Annotated in this window: 15 protein-coding genes; 1 reads left to right on the top strand and 14 read right to left on the bottom strand. The window is 63.1% G+C overall.

What is annotated here, in order from left to right; all coding sequences use genetic code 11:
* Positions 1–4: 4 nt before the first annotated feature.
* From pdeM to AC0L2C_RS15450, 6 genes are all read right to left on the bottom strand, one after another.
* Positions 5–721: a ligase-associated DNA damage response endonuclease PdeM gene (gene pdeM, locus AC0L2C_RS15425; protein ID WP_027155152.1), complete on the bottom strand. Its 717-nt coding sequence runs from the start codon at positions 719–721 to the stop codon at positions 5–7.
* Positions 718–3,240 carry a ligase-associated DNA damage response DEXH box helicase gene (locus AC0L2C_RS15430; protein WP_128177086.1) on the bottom strand — a complete coding sequence of 841 codons (2,523 nt, stop codon included), beginning with the start codon at positions 3,238–3,240 and terminating at the stop codon, positions 718–720. The genes pdeM and AC0L2C_RS15430 overlap by 4 nt, the downstream gene beginning before the upstream one ends.
* A gap of 272 nt (positions 3,241–3,512) precedes the next feature.
* The gene (locus tag AC0L2C_RS15435; RefSeq protein ID WP_473523743.1) at positions 3,513–3,878 is read right to left on the bottom strand and encodes an endonuclease domain-containing protein; all 366 of its coding nucleotides are present in this window, start codon (positions 3,876–3,878) and stop codon (positions 3,513–3,515) included.
* Positions 3,879–4,082: 204 nt separating this feature from the next.
* Positions 4,083–4,943 carry a C40 family peptidase gene (locus AC0L2C_RS15440; protein WP_473523744.1) on the bottom strand — a complete coding sequence of 287 codons (861 nt, stop codon included), beginning with the start codon at positions 4,941–4,943 and terminating at the stop codon, positions 4,083–4,085.
* 92 nt (positions 4,944–5,035) lie between these two features.
* A complete protein-coding gene (locus AC0L2C_RS15445) occupies positions 5,036–5,386 on the bottom strand; it encodes a MarR family winged helix-turn-helix transcriptional regulator (protein ID WP_023802155.1) in 351 nt (116 codons plus the stop codon).
* 66 nt (positions 5,387–5,452) lie between these two features.
* On the bottom strand, positions 5,453–6,817 hold the full coding sequence (locus AC0L2C_RS15450; RefSeq protein WP_287307127.1) for a leucyl aminopeptidase family protein: 1,365 nt from the start codon (positions 6,815–6,817) through the stop codon (positions 5,453–5,455).
* 121 nt (positions 6,818–6,938) lie between these two features.
* On the opposite strand from AC0L2C_RS15450, the gene AC0L2C_RS15455 reads away from it, so the two are divergent.
* A complete protein-coding gene (locus AC0L2C_RS15455; RefSeq protein WP_473523748.1) occupies positions 6,939–7,760 on the top strand; it encodes a tetratricopeptide repeat protein in 822 nt (273 codons plus the stop codon).
* Between the two features lie 367 nt (positions 7,761–8,127).
* On the opposite strand, the gene AC0L2C_RS15460 is transcribed toward AC0L2C_RS15455, so the two are convergent.
* The 8 genes from AC0L2C_RS15460 to AC0L2C_RS15495 form a co-directional block, all read right to left on the bottom strand.
* The gene (locus AC0L2C_RS15460) at positions 8,128–9,144 is read right to left on the bottom strand and encodes a type II secretion system F family protein (protein ID WP_128169878.1); all 1,017 of its coding nucleotides are present in this window, start codon (positions 9,142–9,144) and stop codon (positions 8,128–8,130) included.
* Between the two features lie 11 nt (positions 9,145–9,155).
* Positions 9,156–10,169, bottom strand: coding sequence for a type II secretion system F family protein (locus tag AC0L2C_RS15465; RefSeq protein ID WP_473523745.1), 1,014 nt, complete (start codon positions 10,167–10,169; stop codon positions 9,156–9,158).
* Positions 10,170–10,198: 29 nt separating this feature from the next.
* Positions 10,199–11,713 carry a CpaF family protein gene (locus tag AC0L2C_RS15470; RefSeq protein ID WP_287297409.1) on the bottom strand — a complete coding sequence of 505 codons (1,515 nt, stop codon included), beginning with the start codon at positions 11,711–11,713 and terminating at the stop codon, positions 10,199–10,201.
* Positions 11,714–11,742: 29 nt separating this feature from the next.
* A complete protein-coding gene (locus tag AC0L2C_RS15475) occupies positions 11,743–13,026 on the bottom strand; it encodes a CpaE/TadZ family protein (protein ID WP_287064846.1) in 1,284 nt (427 codons plus the stop codon).
* A gap of 49 nt (positions 13,027–13,075) precedes the next feature.
* On the bottom strand, positions 13,076–13,804 hold the full coding sequence (locus tag AC0L2C_RS15480) for a CpaD family pilus assembly protein (RefSeq protein ID WP_473523746.1): 729 nt from the start codon (positions 13,802–13,804) through the stop codon (positions 13,076–13,078).
* A gap of 14 nt (positions 13,805–13,818) precedes the next feature.
* On the bottom strand, positions 13,819–15,336 hold the full coding sequence (locus AC0L2C_RS15485) for a type II and III secretion system protein family protein (protein WP_128169873.1): 1,518 nt from the start codon (positions 15,334–15,336) through the stop codon (positions 13,819–13,821).
* Positions 15,333–16,145 carry a Flp pilus assembly protein CpaB gene (cpaB, locus tag AC0L2C_RS15490; RefSeq protein WP_128169872.1) on the bottom strand — a complete coding sequence of 271 codons (813 nt, stop codon included), beginning with the start codon at positions 16,143–16,145 and terminating at the stop codon, positions 15,333–15,335. Before cpaB ends, AC0L2C_RS15485 begins: the two co-directional genes overlap by 4 nt.
* Positions 16,146–16,353: 208 nt before the next feature.
* Complete coding sequence (locus tag AC0L2C_RS15495) at positions 16,354–16,872, bottom strand: A24 family peptidase (RefSeq protein ID WP_128169871.1); 519 nt, start codon at positions 16,870–16,872, stop codon at positions 16,354–16,356.
* Positions 16,873–17,045: the final 173 nt, after the last annotated feature.

The raw sequence follows: 17,045 nt of genomic DNA on the forward strand, positions 1-17,045 counted from the left end.
CAGCTCAGCCCGGCCGCAGCATCGCGTGGGAAATCGCAAAAATGCGCTCGGTGCCGAGCATATAGGCCATCAGCGTCTCGCGGCGGAACAGCCCGGCATAGGCGCGGTCGAGCACATTGAGCGAGCCGGTATAGGCGCCGAAGGCCGGCATAATCATGCGGCCGCCGTCGCCGGCAAAGCAGCGCCGTCGCACCGAGCGGCCCTGCTGCACGATGCGGGCGCAAGGGTGCAGATGACCTGATACCTCGCCTTCCACTCTCACCGCCGAAGGCTCGTGCCGGAATACGAGAGAGCCTATGGCCAGCTCGCGCACCGTCTCGCCGGGCAGGTCGGCCGGCGCATCCGGGTCATGATTGCCGGCAACCCAGAACCAGTCGCGACCGGCCATCAGCGCTTCCAGCCGTTCGCGAAAGCTCGCATGCATGCGCGCGGCGCCGCCGCCGTCATGAAAGCTGTCGCCGAGGCTGATGACGATCGCCGGCTGATAATCGGCAATCACCGCCTGCAACCGCAGTAACGTCGCACCGGTATCATAAGGCGGGATCAATGTACCGCGCCGTGCCAGCGACGAGCCCTTTTCCAGATGCAGGTCGGACACGGTCAGAAGCCGAAGCTCGGGAAAATAAAGCACGCCGCGCCGATCGCAGATCGCACGCTCGCCGGCGATGCCGATAGGATCGGCATCCGCCAGGAGCGCCGTCATGGCGAGTGCGAATGTCATTTCGTCCCCATGGCCTCCTCGACCAGCGTTGCCGCATCCATCAGCAGCGTATCATCGGCCTCGCCATGCACCGGCATCTTGCCGATCTCGAGCATGATCGGCACGGCGAGCGGCGAAATCTGCTCGAGGTCTTTATGCACGATTCGTCCCTTGATACGCGAGAGCATCTCGGCAAGTCTGCTGACATCCAGCAGACCCGTGGCCGCGTCGGCACGCGTCGCCTGCAGCAGGATGTGGTCGGGCTCATGGCTGCGCAGGACGTCGTAGATGAGGTCGGTCGAGACGGTGACCTGGCGGCCGCTCTTCTCCTGGCCCGGATGACGCTTTTCGATCAGTCCGGAAATGAGCGCGCAATTGCGAAAGGTGCGCTTCAAGAGCCAGCTGCCGGCCAGCCAGGCTTCGAGATCGTCGCCCAGCATGTCCTGGTCGAAAAGCGCGGCCAGCGACGGTTTCTTCGCCCGGAACATCCTGCCCATATCGGCCAGCGACCAGATGGCAAGCGCATAGTCGGTCGCGACGAAGCCGAGCGGCCTGGCTCCCGCCCGGTCGAGGCGGCGGGTGAGCAGCATGCCAAGCGTCTGGTGCGCCAGCCTGCCCTCGAACGGGTAGGCGACCAGATAGTAGCGGTTGCCGCGCGGAAAGGTCTCGATCAGCAGGTCGTCGCGCTTCGGCAGCACCGATTTGTCGGCCTGGAAGCGCAGCCAGTCGGCGACCTGTTCCGGCAGCTTCTTCCAGCGCTGCGGGTCGTCCAGCATGATGCGGACCTGTTCGGCGAGGTAAGTCGAAAGCGGGAATTTGCCGCCGCCATAATAGGGCACCTTGGCGTCACTGCCGGGCGCATTCGACACGAAGCACTCATTGTCGCGGATGCCCTCGAAGCGCAGCACCTTGCCGGCGAACATGAAGGTATCGCCATGCGTCAGCGTTTCGAGGAACGCCTCCTCGATCTTGCCGAGAACCCGACCTCCGCGCGAGGCAGAGCCTTTGCTGCCGGCCTTGACATAACGCACGTTGAGCGCCGGCACCTCGATGATGGTGCCGACATTCAGCCGGTACTGCTGGGCGATGCGAGGATTGGAGACGCGCCACAGCCCGTCCTTGTTCAGGCGGATGCGGGCGTAGCGCTCGTAGTTCTTCAGCGCATATCCGCCGGTGGCGACGAAGTCGACGACACGATCGAACGTCGGCCGGTCGAGTTCGGCATAGGGCGCGGCGGTTCGCACCTCCTCGAACAGCGCATCGGCATGAAAAGGCGCGCCGCAGGCGCAACCCAGGACATGCTGCGCCAGCACATCGAGCCCGCCATTGACCAGCGGCGGCGTGTCCTGGGCGCCGAGGTAATTGGCGTCGAGCGCCGCCCGGCATTCCAGCACCTCGAAGCGGTTGGCCGGAATCAGGATCGCTTTCGACGGCTCATCCATGCGGTGGTTGGCGCGGCCGATGCGCTGCGCCAGCCGGCTCGCACCCTTCGGTGCGCCGACATGCACGACCAGGTCGACATCGCCCCAGTCGATGCCGAGGTCGAGCGTCGACGTGGCGACGATGGCACGCAAGGCATTCTCGCCCATAGCTTTTTCGACGCGCCGGCGCTGGGCGACATCGAGCGAGCCGTGATGCAGCGCGATCGGCAAAGTGTCCTCGTTGACCCGCCACAATTCCTGGAACAGCAGTTCGGCCTGGCTGCGCGTGTTGACGAACAGCAGGGTCGTCTTGTGTCGCTTGATCTCGCTATAGATTTCCGGTGTCGCGTAGCGGGCCGAATGTCCGGCCCACGGCACGTGCTGTTCCGAGTCGAGGATGGAGATGTCGGGCTTGGCGCCGCCGGTGACGACGATCAATTCGGCCATGCCGCCGGGTGGATTCTGGCTGACCAGCCAGCGCCGCAATTCGTCCGGCTCGGCGACCGTCGCCGACAGGCCGATCGTCTGCAAGCTGGGAACAAAGGATCGCAGCCGAGCCAGCCCGAGCGACAGGAGATGCCCGCGCTTCGACGTCACCAAGGAATGCAGTTCGTCGAGCACGACATAGCGCAGATCCTCGAAGAAGCGCCTGGCGTCGGGCGCAGCAATCAGCAGCGCCAGTTGCTCGGGCGTGGTCAGGAGGATTTCGGGCGGGGCCCGCTTTTGGCGCTGGCGCTTGTGCGCGGGCGTGTCGCCCGTGCGCGTCTCGATGGTGACGGACAGACCGATCTCTTCCACCGGCTTGCCGAGATTGCGCTCGATGTCGACGGCCAGCGCTTTCAGCGGCGAGATGTAGAGCGTGTGGATGCCGCGACGCGCCTGCCCCGGCTTTCTCCCCGGCCTCCGGGCCAGCTCGGTCAGTGAAGGCATAAACCCGGCCAGCGTCTTGCCGGCGCCGGTCGGCGCGATCAGCAGAACCGATTGCCCGGCCTGGGCGGTCGCCAACAATTCGATCTGATGGGCGCGCGGCGACCAGCCTCTTTGCGCGAACCATTTGAGGAATGGCTCGGGCAAGCGCACGGCGGCATTCTGTTCGGCGAGGCGCGGCTGCTCTGTCACCCGCCAGAGGTAGCGCGGCGCCGCGCAATCGCCAAGCAGAATCGGAACAAAAGGTGATCGTGCGCGGCTTCGGTCGCAAGTGAGGTGGGCGCTCTACTGCGCCCCCCTCTGTCCTGCCGGACATCTCCCCCACAAGGGGGGAGATTGGCTGTCTTGTCTGCTTCCGCTAATCACCAACGTTGCAGGATTGACGGCCAGAGCGAAACTGCCAATCTCCCCCCTTGTGGGGGAGATGTCCGGCAGGACAGAGGGGGGCGCCTCGCGCCGGCGTATCAAGTCGCACCGGCGAGCCCCGCCTCGATGACAATATGCTGGCAGACATTGTCGATGTCACGAATGACGTCGTCGTTCCAGAAGCGCAGGATGGTCCAGCCATCCCGTTCCAGACGCTTTGTCCTCGCCTCGTCGCCTGTATTGGCTTCGGCATGCTGCGAACCATCGACTTCGACGACGAGCTTCTTGTCCGGGCAAGCGAAGTCGACGATGTAACCAGCGACCGGAAATTGTCGGCGGAAGCCAAGCCCCATCAGCCGATGCGCGCGAAGCTCGTTCCAAAGCTTCAGTTCGGCGTCGGTCATGGCTTTGCGCATCGATTTGGCATTTGCGCGATTTCGCGGAGGCAGTGGCGTGTGAGGCATTTGGTCAGTGCTCGGTCCGTATTGAGGTTGGCGCTCTACGGCGCCCCCCTCTGTCCTGCCGGACATCTCCCCCACTTGGGGGGAGATCGGCCGTCATCTTTGATTTCGCCAATCGCCAACCTCGAAAAAGAGGCGCTATCGGCGGAACTGCTGATCTCCCCCCACAACAAGGTCACAACAAGGGGAGAAGGAAAAGCGCTTGCGCTACGGCCGCCTAAACCCTGTCGGACCGCCATAGAGATAGCCGATGCGGGCGAGGGCTTGCCTTAACCCTTCACGCGAGACCAGCATGGTGTGGCCGTTGGCGTGGATCATCGTTTCCGGGTCGGTCATGACAGCGACATGGCCTTTCCAGAACACCAGGTCGCCGCGCCGCAACCCGGCAAGATCCGGACCCGGGTCGAGCGGCTCGCCGATGGTCGCCGCCTGCATGTCGGAATCGCGCAGCACTTGCCTGCCGGCCATGTGCATCGCCAGTTGCACGAGGCCGGAGCAATCGATGCCGAAGCCGGAGGCGCCGCCCCACAGATAGGGCGTGCCGAGAAAAGCCTCCGCGACCGCGACATAGTCGGCAGCCGGCTCTCCCAGAGGCCTGAGATGGCCTGATATGACAGCCTCGCCGGACGGCAGCAGCGCATAATGCGTGCCGCGCGTTTCGGCTGCGCCGGTTACCGTCAGCGCCGATCCCATCGACAGTTGCCCGCTCAGCGGAAGCCGCAAATCCGGTCCCGGATAGAGGAAGGTGCGCGGCACCGTGACGACATGGGTGGGCGCATGGTCCCGTCCGCCCAGCACGGTGTCGGCGACATAACCGACATAGCCGTCGCGCTCCGACTGGATCCAGGCCCAGCCTTCGGCATCTTCGAAGACGAGGACGTCGTCGCCGAACAGGGCTTGCGTGTTGACGCCGGCATCCGGCCGCGGCGCCTTGCGGAGATCGGCCACTGTGGCTGAGATCCGCGCTGGCCGCCCGGCGACGAAGCGATCGGCGGCGACCTCGCCTTTCAGCCTGATATCGGCGAGATCGGAACGGAAGGCGTGAAGGCGGGCATCCCTGGCGGTCAAATCGGCAACTCGGCTCTGGCTTGGTGTTGGAGCATGATCCCTTCCGAAACGGTGCTGCTTTGCTTCGCTGACCTGCGGTTCGGAATCCTGCTCTAGATCGGCAATTCCTGGGCTCTGGCAATGATAACATCGCCGAAGCGCTCGACAAAGAGAGCACCTTCTACGGTTCGCTTGACCAGCACGTTGCGCTTGTCGAGCTCATCGCGATGGCGCGAAACCAGCTTCATTGCGCCCATCGTGTCGAGCGCCCGTGTGATCACCGGCTTGGTGACATTGAGCCGGGCGGCGAGGCCGCGCACCGTATGCGGCGGTGGATCGAGATAGATCGTGAACAGGATCGCCGTCTGGCGCATGGTGAGGTCCGGCGCATCGTCGCGCACCTGGTACAGCATCACCTGCTGCCACAGTCGCAAGGCCTGACTCGGGCGCATCGAAATCGACATCCGGCCACAATGACGGCAAATTGTTTCGGTTCCGTTTCAGTCACGAGAATGTCCTGCACCGCAGCGTCAGGCGTAGCGTTTTGAGATGACCCTTTCCAGCGCGCGGATGCCTTGCGCCTCGCCGCCGGCGAGACCGTGCGGACGATCGGAGGGGTTCCAAGCGAAGATGTCGAAATGCGCCCAGGCGGCGGTCTTCTCGACGAAGCGTTTGAGGAAAAGCGCCGCGGTGATCGAGCCGGCGAAACTGTCTGACGTGACATTGTTGATGTCGGCGATCTTCGACGACAGCTTTGCGGCATAGGGTTTCCACAGCGGCATGCGCCACAGTGGATCCTCGACTGCGATGGAGGCCGCAGCCAGGTCGGAGGCCAGCGCTTCATCGCCGGTGTAGAACGGTGGCAGATCGGGACCGAGCGCGACGCGGGCTGCCCCGGTCAAGGTCGCCATGTCGATCAGCAGTTGCGGCTCGTCGTCGTCTGCCAGTGCCAGGGCGTCCGCCAGCACCAGCCGTCCTTCGGCGTCGGTGTTGCCGATCTCGACGGTGATGCCCTTGCGGCTCACCAGCACGTCGCCGGGCCGGAAGGCGTTGCCGGCAATCGAATTTTCGACCGCCGGGATCAGCACACGCAGCCGGACCTTCAGCCCGGCGGCCATGATCATCGAGGCGAGGCCCAACACGTTGGCAGCGCCACCCATGTCCTTCTTCATCAAAAGCATGCCCGAGGACGGCTTGATGTCGAGACCACCGGTGTCGAAGCAGACGCCCTTGCCGACCAGCGTCACCTTCGGGGCGTTCTCCGGTCCCCAGATCAGGTCGATCAGCCGCGGTGCGCCGACCGAAGCGCGGCCGACCGCATGGATCATCGGGAAATTGTTCTTGAGCAGGTCGTCGCCCCTGGTCACCGACACTTCGGCCTTGTACGTCCCGGCCAGCGTCCGAACGGCCTTCTCCAGCTCGTCCGGTCCCATGTCGCTGGTCGGCGTGTTGACCAGATCGCGCGTCAGGAAAACGCCATCGGCGATGCGGCGAACATAAGCCGCTTCAGCGCCGGGCGGCAGCGAAAAACGCAGCGTCCTGCCAGGCTTTTTGCCGTAGCGGGTGAAGACATAGCCGCCGAGCGCCAACGCGATGGCCGCGATTTCCGGCTCGGCCAGCGTGGAGGCGAAATGCCAGTCGCCTGCGGGCAAGGCTCTCGCCAGCGCGCCAATGGCAAGCACGCCTTCGCCGTCGCCCGTGCCGAACAGGGCGCCGGCAAGCCCGCCGTTTTCGCCGGGCAGGATCAGCGTCCTCCCGGCCTGACCGGAAAAGCCGTTGGCCCTGGCCCAGGCGAGCGAGGAGGAGGCAAGCCCTGCCGCATCCAGTCTATCCTTCGCCACCAGATGAACCGGCAGCGTGGTCTTCAGTTCTCTCTCGATGAGTTCGACTGGCATTCGACGGTCTCCGGCTTCCGAGTCGGCGCGTTTAACGATCCGTTAGGGTTAACAGAATATTTCTGCGGGAGGGAAGATGGCCACGTAAAAGCCAATTTGACGAATGGAGGCCCTGGTGCAGATGCCGACCAACCGCATGACGAACGCCACGGGGAAGCGGCTGATCACCACGGCGTTCATAATAGCGCTCGCGGCCAGCGTTGCAGGCTGCGGAACCAGCAAGTTGACGACCGGCTCGATCGGACGCCCCAGCGGCAAACCCTTGGAAACCATGTCGTCCGGCGAGTTGCACAAGGCGACGATCGCGCTGGGTCAGTCCTACGCCAAGAACCCCAACGACAAGCGGATCGCGACGAATTATGCCGCGGCGCTGCAAATGGATGGCGACGCCGACCAGTCGCTCGCCGTGATGCGCAAACTGGCGATCGTGCTGCCGAAAGACCGCGACGTGCTCGCCGCCTATGGCAAGGCACTTGCCGCCAACGGGCAGTTCGAGCCGGCGCTTGACGCGGTGCGCCGCGCGCAGACACCGGAATATCCCGACTGGAAGCTGGTATCGGCGGAAGCCGCTATTCTCGACCAGCTTGGCCAGAGAGACGGGGCGCGCCAGAATTACCGCAAGGCGCTTGACCTCAAGCCGAACGAACCTTCGATCCTTTCCAATCTCGGCATGTCGTATGTGCTGGAAGGTGATCTGCGCACGGCTGAAACCTATATGCGCTCGGCCGCCCAGCAGCCGAATGCCGACAGCCGCGTCCGCCAGAACCTGGCGCTGGTCGTCGGCCTGCAGGGCCGCTTCGACGAGGCCGAGAAGATCGCCTCGCAGGAGCTGTCGTCCGAACAGGCGCAGGCGAACGTGACTTACCTTCGCCAGATGCTCGCCCAGCAGAACGCCTGGAGCCAGCTCAAGGACCAGGACAAGACAAAGCCCGCCACCAACTGACCGCGGCTCGTCCCGGCGCGAACCGGCAAGGAGCGAAGCGACGCGGCGAAGATCAAACAGCTAGGATCCATGCCGTTACGCCAGCCGAAGAATGCAGCGGACCAGAATAAAAGCGCTTTGTAGCGATCCTTCGCGCCCCCCTCTGTCCTGCCGGACATCTCCCCCACAAGGAGGGAGATTGGCCGTCATCTCCGCTTTCGCCAATCACTACCGCCGAAGAAGGGAGCCGTCGCCGAAGCTGCCGATCTCCCCCCAAGTGGGGAGATGTCCGGCAGGACAGAGGGGGCGCTGTCCCTCGGCGATCAAAGGGTCTGCGCCGCGTCGCTTCGCTCCTTGCTCCGCCCTGGGATGACGAAAGCATCGTGGGCTATTGGCTGCTCGATGACGGCTGGTCGCCGAAAATGCCGCGCTCGCTGACCTGGATGCCGGCGGGACCCAGAATGATGGCGAACAGCACCGGCAGGAAGAACAGGATCATCGGCACGGTGAGCTTCGGCGGCAAGGCCGCGGCCTTCTTCTCGGCGGCGTTCATGCGCATGTCGCGGCTTTCGCCGGCAAGCACGCGCAGCGCGTGCGCCACCGGCGTGCCGTAGCGCTCGGCCTGGACCAGCGCCTGCGACACCGACTTGACCGATTCCAGGCCGGTGCGGCTTGCAAGGTTCTCGTAAGCCTGCTTGCGTTCCTGCAAGTAGGAAAGCTCGGCATTGGTCAGGATGAACTCTTCGGCAAGCGCCACCGACTGCGCGCCGATCTCGTCGGCGACCTTACGAAAAGCCGCCTCCACCGACATACCGGATTCGACGCAGATAAGCATCAGATCGAGCGCGTCCGGCCACGCCATCTGGATCGACTGCTTGCGCTTGGTGGCGCGGTTGTTGACATAGAGCACCGGCGCGTAAAAACCGGCATAGGCGACGACGATACAGACGAACAACTTGATGAGAGGCGGCTGCTCCGGCAACCCGCCGAGCACGAACAGATAGATCGCAGCCAGGGCAAAGCCGACAAAGGGCAGGATCAGACGGAAGAAAAGGAAACGCGTCAACGGATTCTGCCCGCGGAAGCCAGCCACCTTGAGTTTCTGCAAGGTGCCTTCATCGGCCAGGGCGCGCCTGAGGTCCAGCCGGTCGACAATATTGCGCATGCCGATCGACTGTTGCTCGCGCAGGCCCTTGCGGCGGCGATCGGCATCGAGGGCAAGCCGCGCACGCTGCTTGGCGCGCAGTTCGTCGCGCTCCAGCGCCACCGATTTCATGCGCGCCTTGAGCTGGTTTCCGCCAAAGGCGGGCAGCAGCGTGAACACGGTGGCAAACACCGCAATTCCGACCAGCAGGGCAATCAGAAATGCCGGATCGGTAAGGGTTTTGACGACGTTCTCGGTCATGCGCTCGAATCCTAAACCTCGAAGTTCATCATCTTGCGCATCACCAGGATGCCGATCGACATCCAGACCGCGGAGCAGCCGAGGATCAGATTGCCGACGCTGGTGGTGAACAAAGGCATGATGTAGTTCGGGCTTGTCAGGTAGACGAGAAAGGCGACGACGAAGGGCAAGGCGCCGATGATCACCGCTGACGCCTTCGCTTCCATCGACAGCGCCTGGACCTTTGCCTTCATCTTCTTGCGGTCGCGAAGCACGCGCGAAAGATTGCCCAGGGCCTCGGACAGATTGCCGCCGGCCTGGGACTGGATCTGGATGACGATGCCAAAGAAGCTCGCCTCGGTGCACGGCATCGTCTCGGCCATGCGAATGCTGGCGTCGGGGATCGACAGGCCCATCTGCTGCGAATCGATGATGCGGCGGAACTCGGTCTTGACCGGTTCGGGCGATTCATTGGCGATCAGGCGGACGGCGTCGTTCAGCGGCAGGCCGGATTTGACCGCACGTACGATGATGTCGAGCGCGTTCGGAAATTCGTTGAGGAACGCCTTGACCCGGCGGGCGCGGCTAAACGAAACGAACCAGCGTGGCAGCCCGAGGCCACCGACCAGCAGCGCACCCGGCAAGACATACAAAGGCGCACCGGCGAAATAGGCGAGAAACGTCAGGACGACGCCGCAAACCGCCGAGTAGAGATAGAAGCGCTTGAGCGAGACCTTCATGCCCGCCTGACGGATCTGGGCCTTCAGAGGCGGCTTTTTGGCAAGGCTCTGACTGGTTTTGTGCTTCTGTTCGAGGTCCTTCAGTGAATCCTGAACCGATTTGCGCCGCTTGGCCGCTTCCGCCACGCGATCGCGAGAAGCCTTGACGACGGCACCATCCGTCTCGGCGGTCTTGATCGTTTCAAGCCGCCTGCCGACCTGCTTTTCGGTACTGATCCGGTTGAACAGAAAAGCATAGGCGACCGCGCCGGCGCTGAAGCCGGCGAGCACGACGAATGCCAGCACGGTGCCGTCAATTCCAAACATCGGCCCTGGCCCCTACGCCTCCAAATGGATCAGTCAGCGCGTTTCTCCATCGCCTCGAGCGCATTGGCGAGGCGCTGTTCCTCGCCATAGTAGCGGGCGCGCTCCCAGAAATGCGGACGACCGATGCCTGTCGAAACGTGCTCGCCCAGCAGCCTGCCGTTCGCGTCCTCGCCTTTGATGTTGTAGAGAACGATGTCCTGCGTGATGATGACGTCGCCCTCCATTCCGATCACCTCGGTGATGTGGGTGATGCGCCGCGATCCATCGCGCAGGCGTGCGGCCTGGATGATCACATCGACGGAACCGACCACGATTTCACGCACGGTTTTCTGCGGCAGCGTGTAACCGCCCATCGCGATCATCGATTCGATACGGTTCAGGCATTCGCGCGGGCTGTTCGAGTGGATCGTGCCCATCGAGCCGTCGTGGCCGGTGTTCATCGCCTGCAGAAGATCGAACACTTCAGGTCCGCGCACTTCGCCGACGATGATGCGCTCGGGCCGCATGCGCAGGCAGTTCTTGACCAGATCGCGCATGGTCACCTCACCCTCGCCCTCGAGGTTGGGCGGGCGGGTTTCCAGACGCACGACGTGCGGCTGCTGCAGTTGCAGCTCGGCCGAGTCCTCGCAGGTGATGACGCGCTCATCGCGGTCGATATAGTTGGTCAGGCAATTGAGCAGCGTCGTCTTGCCCGAACCGGTACCGCCTGAAATGACGATGTTGCAGCGGACGCGGCCAATGATCTTGAGAATCTCGGCGCCGGGCGGCGAAATGGCGCCGAACTTGACCAGCTGGTCGAGTGTCAGCTTGTCCTTCTTGAACTTGCGGATGGTGAGAGCGGCGCCGTCGATGGCGAGCGGCGGCGCGATGACGTTGACGCGGGAGCCGTCGGGAAGGCGCGCGTCGCAGATCGGGCTCGATTCATCGACGCGGCGGCCAACCTGGCTGACGATGCGCTGACAGATGTTGAGGAGCTGCTGGTTATCGCGAAAACGGATGCCGGTCTGCTCGACCTTGCCGTTGACCTCGATATAGACGTCCTTGGAGCCGTTGACCATGATGTCGGCGATGTCGTCGCGAGCGAGCAACGGCTCCAGTGGCCCGTAACCGAGCACGTCATTGCAGATGTCCTCGAGCAGTTCTTCCTGCTCGGCGATCGACATCGCGAAATTCTTGATCGCGATGATGTCGTTGACGATGTCGCGGATTTCCTCGCGCGCGCTTTCGGGATCGAGCTTGGCGAGCTGCGACAGGTCGATGGTGTCGATGAGCGCGGCAAAGACCTGGCTCTTGGTGTCGTAATAGGTTTCGCTCTTCTGGCGCTGGAGCTTTTTCGGCTCCGGGGCCAATGGCGGCGCCTCGACCGCACGGCGCACGGGCGGCGGCGCAGCAGACGCGCCAAGTGTGCCAGATGGCGGCGGTGCGGGCTTGGCAAGAACCGCCGTTTCCGCAGGTTTTGCCGCCGGCGCGGCAGGCGCAGGTGCCGGCTGACGGAATTCCGGGGTGAATCGGCTGCCGTCGTCGCTGCCTCTTTTACCAAACATGATCGATTACCAATTCCGCTCCGGAAGCATCACTTCTTGCCGCGCGAGAGCTTGCCAAGGAGATTGCCGAGGCCCGCTTTCTTTCTTGCCTTGATTTCGCTGCGCCCGGTCAGCACATGCGCAATCTCGTTGATAATGCCGACAACCGGGTTCCTGGCATCCATTTCGCCGAGCATGCGCCCGTTGTTGGCGGCGTTTCCGAACAGCAGCGGCTCGAAAGCAATGACCGACATCGGCGACAGGCCGAGCGAGTCGGCGAAGTCGGACGACGAAATCTCCGGGCGCTTCGGCACGCCGGCCTGATTGATGATCAGCTTCGGCGGCGGATCGTTCGGGCGAAGCCGCTTGAACATGTCGGCCAGATTCTTGGTGTTGCGCAAATTGGCCAGCTCCGGCGTCGCCGTGATCACGATCTCGTCGGCTTTGACCAGTATGTTCTTGGTCCAGCCCGTCCAGACGTGCGGAACATCGAGCACCAGCAGCGGCACGCTGCGCTGCGCCGTGTCGATAAGCTGGGTGAAAGCCTCCGGGTCGAAATCGTAGACCCGATCGAGCGTTGAAGGCGCTGCAAGCAGCGACAGATGCTCGGCGCACTGGGCAAGCAGCCGATCGAGATAGACCTCGTCGAGGCGCTCCGGTGAGAAAACGGCTTCGGCAATGCCTTGCGCCGGATCCTGATCGAAATTGATGTTGGCCGTTCCGAAAGCCAGGTCGAGATCGGCGACAACCACTTCGGACTTGAACAGCGACGACATCGCCCAAGCCACATTATGGGCAATGGTCGAGGAGCCGACGCCACCCTTGGCGCCAATGAAGGCGATCGAGCGGCCGATCGGCTCGGCTTCCGGATCAACGAAGATCGTCGATATCACGCTGACGATATCGGCCATCGATACCGGCGCGATGACATATTCGGAAATGCCGGAGCGGATGAGCTCGCGATAGAGCCCGACATCGTTGTAGTGGCCGATGACCACGACCTTCGAGGTCGGATCGCAATATTCGGAGAGCTGCGTGAGCTGCTCGAGCAATTGCTTCGGCTCGCTGCGCGATTCCAGCAGGATCAGGTTCGGTGTCGGCGCCGACTGGTAGAATTCGATGGCGGTGGCGACACCACCCATATGGACCTTCAGATGGGCCTTCGCCATGCGGCGATCCTCGCCGGCGCGCTCGACCGGATTGGCAACGCCCTCGGTCTCGCAAAATGCCTGGATCGAGATGCGCGGGATCGGCCGCAACGCCTGCATGGCGGCGGCATCCTGCTGAGAGGTATCGCCGCCATCTATCGCCGTGTCGTAGGCAAGATTGCTCATTGTCATTTCTTTCCGTGACTTGTCTTCCCGTGACTTGGGCGGCTCGAGCTCAATACTCGACTTCCGAATTGCCGAGGAATTCGTCCGAAATGCCTCTCTGGCGGTAGACGTCGACTACCGCGCCGCGATTTTCCGCGTCGATATCGGATTGCTTGCGCGGCCCGAGCAGATCGGTCGGATTTGCGATCTGGGCGGCAAGATTGTTCTGATACGAGCAGCCGAAATCGGCATAGTGCTTGTTTTCCGAGGTCTGCATCAGGTCTTCGGGCCAGCGTCCGCACCTGTCGGTCTGTGCCTTCACCGAGACATAGGCGACGCGGATCGGGGCGGACGCTTCGGCCGAAACCGACTGGGAGGTGGTGATGACGATCCGGTTGCGGCTGATGCCGCTGGCAATCGCAAGCCTGGCGAAATCGCGACCGGCCGCGGTCGCGGCGATCTCGTTGGCCGAACCGCTCGGGATCGAGATCGTCAGGGTCGGAGCGGCGCTCTTGTCATAGCCATCCAGGAAGCCGAGAAGCGTGTCGCGCTGCGACCCGGTCATGCCGCGATCGCCGGCGCCGACCGGAAGGTCGATCTTCTGGTTTTTCTCCGCAATGACGATCGGATGGTTGGTGCGATAGTCGTCCGGAACAGCGCCGACCGTGATGCTGTCCCGGTTGGCGCAGCCCGCCAGCAATGCGGCGACCGCAACCGCCAGGACCGGCAGGCAGATCCGCGAACGGCCGGACCGCATCGCTGCGGTGATCGTCCTTGGCTTCAACGCTGACTGAGACATGTCTGCTTCCCCGCTTACTTGTAGATGAAGCCGACAACGCCGTGATAACGGCCGTTGGGCTTGTCGGTCTGCATGGTGCCGTAGACGCGATTGACACGGCCAAGGAACATGCCGGCGCCATCGCTGGCAGCGTTGAAATTGTCGTCCGGCTTGGCAAGGGCGTTGCGCGTCACCGGCTTCACCAGATAGGGCGTGATGATGATGACGAGCTCGGTCTCGTTGCGGACGAAGTCCCGGCTGCGGAACAGCGTGCCGAGCACCGGAATCTTGGTCAGCCCAGGCAGGCCGTTGACGGCTTGCCTGATGTCGTCCCGTACCAAGCCGGCGATCATCATCGAGCCGCCGGAAGGCAGCTCCACCGTCGTGTCGGCCAAGCGTTTGCGGAGCGACAGGACGTTCGTGCCGGGGCTGGTTACACCCTCTGACAAGGATACCGATGCCTCGGTTGTCGGCTCGGAAACCGACGTCCTGACCTTCAGGCTGATGCGGCCGGGAGACAGCACCACCGGCTGGAATTCCAGGCCAATGCCGTATTCGAGCTTCTCGATTTCATACGTCTTCACACCGGTCTGGTTATCGTCGGACACGGCTTGGGAAACGCCGGTCACCATATTGTACTCGCCGCCGACCTTGAAGGTCGCCTTCTCGCCGGATACGGCCGTCAACGTCGGCTCGGCCAGGGTTTTCATGACGCCTGACTGCTCCATGGCGTTGATGTAGGCGTCCAGCGTCGAGGTGCCGATAGCCAGGCCAGAGTTTGACAGCGACTTGCCCAGGCCGGCGAAGTTGTCACTTATCGCGGCCCAACTGATGCCATTGCTGCTGCCGCTGCCGATCAGGTTGACGCCGAGCTGCTTCATCACCGAGCGGCTGACTTCGGCCACCGTCACTTTCAGCGTCACCTGGTCGTCGCCGATGATCTGCAGCAGGTTGACGATCTGGCTGACGCGACGCTCGGAATCCGGATTGTCGATGTCGACACCGGCCTCGGCCGAGCCGCCGGAGGCGGTCTGCGAATACTGTCCCGTGGTCGCTTCACCGCCGGAGACGAAGATGGTTGCCAGATCGACCGCGCGCTTGGCATCCAGCGGAGTGTCCACGGTTCCGGTCAGGACGACATTGTCGTTCAGCAATTCGACCGTGATGCTCGATGACGGTATGAAGCGCCTGATATAGTCTTCCAGCCCGGCGACGTCGCGCTCGACCGCCAGATCCAGGCTGACGATCTGTTCGCCATTGGGGCCGAAGACGAAGATGTTGGTGTCGCCGACCGCCTTTCCGAAGAGATAGATGCGCCTGGCGGTGCGGGTCACCGCATCGGCGACCGCCGGGTTGGCGACGAGAATATCATAGGCATCACTCGGCAGGTCGATGACCACCGATTTGTTGAGACCGAGCTTGACGCGCTGGGTGGCGGTCGAAGCCGACACCTCGGCGCCTGCCGCATTCGCCTCGAGGAGGCCATGCGCATTCGATCCAAGCAGGAACAGGCCGATTGCCGCAGCCAGTGTGACCGGAGCGTTTAACCTCATTGCCTTGCTCCCACTTCTGAAACTTCGCCCGACTTGATCAGGCGCACTGTCCCGCGCCGGCCATTGCCGGAAACGAGATAGTCGGCCTCGCCCAGATTCTTCTCCTGGGTGTCGGTGATCGACCGCAGCGCCAATGTCAGGCGATCCGCCATCTGCTGGGCGACGGTGATGATTTCCGCCTGCTGCGGTGTCAGTTCCAGCGTGGCGGTCTGGCCGACCCTGGTCCGCTTGCCTTCCTCGTCCTCCTGGATGGTCTGGTCGATCGCCAGGACGCGAATATTCTTGAGGATGGTCTCGGTGGTAAAGCCGCTGCCGCCGGCTGCCGGATCGGCTCTGCGGGTCATGATGACGTCGACGAAATCGTTGGGAAGAATGAAGCCGCCGGCCGACGTATCGGCCGATACGGCTGTGGCGACCGCCCGCATGCCCGAGGGCAGGATCGACGACATGAAGCTCTGTCCCTCGCCAATCAGCTTGGAGCGCCGCAGCGGCTCACCGGCATACATCGCCACGCGGGCGACGCCGCCTTTCAGCTTCTCCAGCGCATCGGGTTCGGCGGCGCGGGTGATGAAATTCGCGTTGATGCCGTTGGCCGGCCAGGACTGCCAGGTGATGTTGTTCGCGAGCGGACCGCCCATCGGAACGTCGCCGGACAGGACAAGCACGTCCTGCAGCGCGATTGCCGGCGCCTCGGGGCCGGAATCGACGATTTGAGGCGGCGGCGCCGCCACCATGTTTTTTGCGACATATCCTGCGCCACCCGCCGCGGCGACCGCCACGCCTAGAATGATCAGTCGGGATGCTGGCATATGTCCGAACCTCGCCTTGGCAAACAACCTAGCCAAGCCGGACCATGCAGCGGCAATCGTCAAAACAAGGTTAATTTAATACTTACGATCGTGCTTAATTTAAGGTTTACATAAATTTGAAGCATCCGGTCCGGCCCGTAAAAAGTCGGCCAAGCCGCCTGCTCCAACTCCAAATCGAATGGGAAAGGCTGGCCTGACGCGGGAAGAATCACGCCGCCAGGCTTGCGAGCGCCCACGCCATCAACGGCGAAGCCGGAAAGGTGAGCAGGCCGCCAATGCCAAGCGCAATGCCATAGGGAACGCCTGATGTCTCGTCGGCGAAATGGCGTAAAAACGGATTGTGGCTTGTGACGGCCGCAAGCGGCGATTTCCGATAGGCGAGGATGGCGAGCGTCAGCAGGCCGCCGATGACGGTCGAGACCAGGAGGTAGTCGACGAGGTGGATGTTCAGCCCCATCCAGACGGCGCTGGCGGCCAGCAGCTTGGCGTCGCCGCCGCCCATGCCGCCGAGCGCGAACAGCCCGAAGGTCACGGCGAGGACCAGGCCGCCGGCGGCAAAATGCCAGCCATAGCTTGCCCAGTCCATGCCGGTCAGCGGCGCGACCAGGGCGAAGACGCCGACAAGCAGCACAGGCACGCGATTGGCGATCGTCATCGACAGCATGTCGGAGATCGCGGCGAAAAGCATGCAGAACGGAAAGACAACGAAGATCAGGGCTTCAAGCATGGACGCGGCGCCTGTGGTCAAACTGTGCCTGGCCCCAGCCTAGGCATGTCCGATTAACGATTGGTGAGGCCGAAAATTCAAATCGTGCGATATGAATAGATAGGGGCCGCCAGTGCGGCGGCCCCTATCTGGAAACAACTGAGCGCAGTTATTATGGGGCCGGGGCCGGGGCA

The sequence above is a fragment of the Mesorhizobium sp. WSM4845 genome (assembly GCF_055811455.1).

What these genes read in the sequence shown, in the direction of transcription:
- pdeM (WP_027155152.1), bottom strand. Translation starts at nt 721, where the DNA reads ATGACATTCGCACTCGCCATGACGGCGCTCCTGGCGGATGCCGATCCT.
- AC0L2C_RS15435 (WP_473523743.1), bottom strand. Translation starts at nt 3,878, where the DNA reads ATGCCTCACACGCCACTGCCTCCGCGAAATCGCGCAAATGCCAAATCG.
- AC0L2C_RS15445 (WP_023802155.1), bottom strand. Translation starts at nt 5,386, where the DNA reads ATGTCGATTTCGATGCGCCCGAGTCAGGCCTTGCGACTGTGGCAGCAG.
- AC0L2C_RS15450 (WP_287307127.1), bottom strand. Translation starts at nt 6,817, where the DNA reads ATGCCAGTCGAACTCATCGAGAGAGAACTGAAGACCACGCTGCCGGTT.
- AC0L2C_RS15455 (WP_473523748.1), top strand. Translation starts at nt 6,939, where the DNA reads ATGCCGACCAACCGCATGACGAACGCCACGGGGAAGCGGCTGATCACC.
- AC0L2C_RS15460 (WP_128169878.1), bottom strand. Translation starts at nt 9,144, where the DNA reads ATGACCGAGAACGTCGTCAAAACCCTTACCGATCCGGCATTTCTGATT.
- AC0L2C_RS15465 (WP_473523745.1), bottom strand. Translation starts at nt 10,169, where the DNA reads ATGTTTGGAATTGACGGCACCGTGCTGGCATTCGTCGTGCTCGCCGGC.
- AC0L2C_RS15470 (WP_287297409.1), bottom strand. Translation starts at nt 11,713, where the DNA reads ATGTTTGGTAAAAGAGGCAGCGACGACGGCAGCCGATTCACCCCGGAA.
- AC0L2C_RS15475 (WP_287064846.1), bottom strand. Translation starts at nt 13,026, where the DNA reads ATGAGCAATCTTGCCTACGACACGGCGATAGATGGCGGCGATACCTCT.
- AC0L2C_RS15480 (WP_473523746.1), bottom strand. Translation starts at nt 13,804, where the DNA reads ATGTCTCAGTCAGCGTTGAAGCCAAGGACGATCACCGCAGCGATGCGG.
- AC0L2C_RS15485 (WP_128169873.1), bottom strand. Translation starts at nt 15,336, where the DNA reads ATGAGGTTAAACGCTCCGGTCACACTGGCTGCGGCAATCGGCCTGTTC.
- cpaB (WP_128169872.1), bottom strand. Translation starts at nt 16,145, where the DNA reads ATGCCAGCATCCCGACTGATCATTCTAGGCGTGGCGGTCGCCGCGGCG.
- AC0L2C_RS15495 (WP_128169871.1), bottom strand. Translation starts at nt 16,872, where the DNA reads ATGCTTGAAGCCCTGATCTTCGTTGTCTTTCCGTTCTGCATGCTTTTC.